The organism is Clostridium sp. MCC328 (assembly GCF_018785465.1).
GTDB classification, from domain to species: Bacteria; Bacillota; Clostridia; order Lachnospirales; family Lachnospiraceae; genus Pilosibacter; species Pilosibacter fragilis.
Genome location: NZ_WQPW01000042.1, coordinates 1 through 3,090, shown reverse-complemented (window position 1 = coordinate 3,090; position 3,090 = coordinate 1). Strand labels below are relative to the sequence as shown.

Annotated in this window: 2 protein-coding genes and 1 pseudogene; all 3 read left to right on the top strand. The window is 33.7% G+C overall.

Going from position 1 to position 3,090, the window contains the following annotated elements:
• Window positions 1-215, top strand: a 215-nt coding sequence (locus GPK83_RS07950; RefSeq protein WP_215704483.1) for a hypothetical protein, incomplete at its 5' end; no start/stop codon positions are given.
• A gap of 131 nt (window positions 216-346) precedes the next feature.
• Window positions 347-2,212: a tetratricopeptide repeat protein gene (locus GPK83_RS07945; RefSeq protein WP_207659900.1), complete on the top strand. Its 1,866-nt coding sequence runs from the start codon at window positions 347-349 to the stop codon at window positions 2,210-2,212.
• Window positions 2,213-2,809: 597 nt separating this feature from the next.
• A pseudogene (locus GPK83_RS07940) lies at window positions 2,810-3,090 on the top strand (hypothetical protein); the annotation flags it as partial.

Below are 3,090 nucleotides of genomic sequence, written 5' to 3'. Positions count from 1 at the left end.
ATAATACAATAGTTGATTGTTTTCAAAAATGTGAGGATATATTAAAAGAAAAAACGGTTAGTGAGAGATTGATAAATCAACTGAACTATTATAGAATCCTGTACGAATGCTATAATAGATATGTAGATGATGGAAGAAAAAGAAAATTTGAAGATTATCTAAATGAAGCTAATATACATTTTTTGTATAGCAGAGCATTTTACTATGAGAAATAAACTAAGTCATAGAGGTGAAACTTTCAGTAAGCTGGTGCGTTTATCTGAGAGACGAATTTGAAGTTTATGCTACATAGATTAAAAGTAACGGTGAAGATATAGAATTAATAGGATAGATGGGGAGCGTAGATATGAAAATAGGGAGAAATGATAAGTGTCCATGTGGAAGTGGAAGAAAATATAAGAATTGTTGTTTGAAAAAGAATACTGAAGTTGAAAAAGAGTTAAATAATATGGGAGAACTTGTATTTTCTTTTGATGAAGAGAAGATTGAAAAGGGAATAAAAAGACTAAATGAATTATTAGCGGTAAGTCATATATCAAAAGAACAGAAGAGAGGTATATATATTTATTTGCTTCAGGCATATAAAAATCATGGTGAACATAATAATGTGATATCAACATTTGAAAAGCTAAGGCAATATTTAGATTTTGAAAATGAAACGGAGTTAGAATTAATATTATTTTGTTATATAATATATGCTGCATCATTAAATGAACTGGGATTAGTGGAGGATGCTAAAGAAATTCTTGATGATATATTAACAATAGTAGAAGAGAAGAACGTAAGTGATATTACATATGCAGGAGTTGCGCTTGAATTAAGCAAAGCTGTAATGAGATTAGATCAGGGTACAGAGAAAGCCTTAGAAATATTAAATAAAGCTTTAAAAAAAATACCTAAAAATGATAAAAATATTGGTCAAATTGCGAGAATTAAATCTAATAAGGCATTCATTTTATTAAATAGTAAAGAAAAAGAAGAAAAGGAACAGGGGGTAAAGTTATTAGATGACTGTCTGAAAGTTAAAATACAAGAAGGCGATGTGGAAGGAATTTGCAATATATATTGTCAATTAGGTATGTATTATTGGAGAGAAAAAAAGTATGATTCTGCAATAGCATATACTAGAAAAGATTTAGCATTATCGAGAAAAGCAGGTGATAAACGAGCTATTGTTTCATCACTTAACAATTTGGCGGTTATATATACAGATTTGAATCAATTTAGTAAAGCAAGAGGTGTACTAATAGAGGCAAAAAAGATAAGCGAAACATTAGGTGATATGCAAGCCATAGTAATTGCTTCTAAGAATTTGGAAGTTGTTAATCACAAAGCTAAAATAGCTGGTATGAATGGTGAGAAGATGGGACCAGCAGCGTTATGTAAGTGTGGAAAAGGATTGTCATATAAGGAATGTTGTGGTAAAGCTGATTTTGAGCCGGAAGAGTTAGGGTTCAAAATAGATAATATTTCAGAAGATATTGAAGTAATTCAGCAACAAGTTGCGAAACGGGGAAGAGTAGCATCTCATATTGATTATTTATTAAGAAAAATAAAAGAGAATGATGTAAGGTTAGCGTGGACTAATATAGAAATACATAATGGATGGATAGAAATGAAAGAACTTGTCGATATGGCCAATCTATATTTAGTTTCAGCAGAGAAGTTGGCAAAAGAAGCAAAAGAAGTGGGAAATTATGCAGAAAAACCACTTGCATGTATTATGCTCTCTTGTTGTGCGTTGGAAGCATTTATTAATCAGGCAATTTATTTTATTAGTGTAAGTGAGATTGTTATTCCAGAAAAACACCAAGGAATAAAAGATGATTCTTTCGGATTTCAACGTAATACTGAATTAACATTGAAGTGGAATATTATAGGTGAAATTTTGTGTGAATCAGAATGGAAGCCATGTGCGAAACTATGGAATAATTTTATAAATTTAATATTTATCCGAAATGAATTGGTTCATTTTAAGGTTAGTGAATTTGAACAAGTTGTACCTCGACCAGAACAAGCAGCTGAAGCTTTAAAGAGAATACCTAAAGATGTAGAGTTAAATGATATACCTCATTCATGGCCGTTGAGAATACTTAACCCTTCATTTGCGGAATGGTGTGTAAAAACGGCCAAAGAAATGATAAATTATATAAAGGAAGCATATCAAAAAAATTTATCAAAAGTAGAATATAAGGTGAATGATAAGCGTTGATTTATATAATATGGACACAGAGCCTTTATGGGGATATGCCAGTGAAAATAATGGGTGGAAAATTGTGCTTGACTACATTTCCGCTCATAAATAATATAAATTAACCAGTTCCAGTTGTGCGCCCAGCTAAGGGTGTGTAGTCAAGCCGGTGGAAATCCGGTTTATCCAAGGTTTAGCCAACCAGATAATAGCGAGTCTTGAGATGATGCCGGTAACGGCATCTGACAAGCGTAGACAGCAAGAAAGCAGGGTTGAATAGTGATTGAGCTTCGAAACGTTAACTTCAGTCGGTCGACGTCTTAACTGGTGCGGAAGACAATATCATGTAATGCGATATGGCGAGTGTTATGTGGCACTGCGGAGTCAGAGAACCAATCATGTTTTACATTGTGAATACACATCAACTGGGGAGAACCTGCCATTTCTCGAAGAAGAGTATGAAATTGCAACTGAAAACGGAGGATTTCAAATGAATGGTAGGTGGTCGGACAATCCCATAGTACTGTAGAAATCGGGCAATGCCGATGGAGGGAAGGGGATTGCATAGTAAAGGTCTTACTGAGGGCACATGATCCGTACTCAGGGACGGAGGAAATAATGGAAACGAAATTAGTAAGAATAGCTGAGATATCGGCAAAATCAAAACATCCTATATTTACATCCGTGTACCATTTGATAAATGAAGATATGCTAAAGCAATGCCATAAGGAATTAGATGGGAGCAAAGCAGTCGGAATCGACAAGGTAATCAAAGATGAGTATGGGAAGAACCTTGACAGAAATATCGAGGATTTAGTACTGTTGTGGTCAAGCTTTTTTGTAACACTTGTGGCTAAAAAAATAGTGCTTATCAATTTATGCTGCCGTCCTTGCTTCAT

Bases quoted from the DNA above. Each gene is read 5' to 3' on its own strand.
- GPK83_RS07945 (WP_207659900.1), top strand. From the start codon at position 347: ATGAAAATAGGGAGAAATGATAAGTGTCCATGTGGAAGTGGAAGAAAA.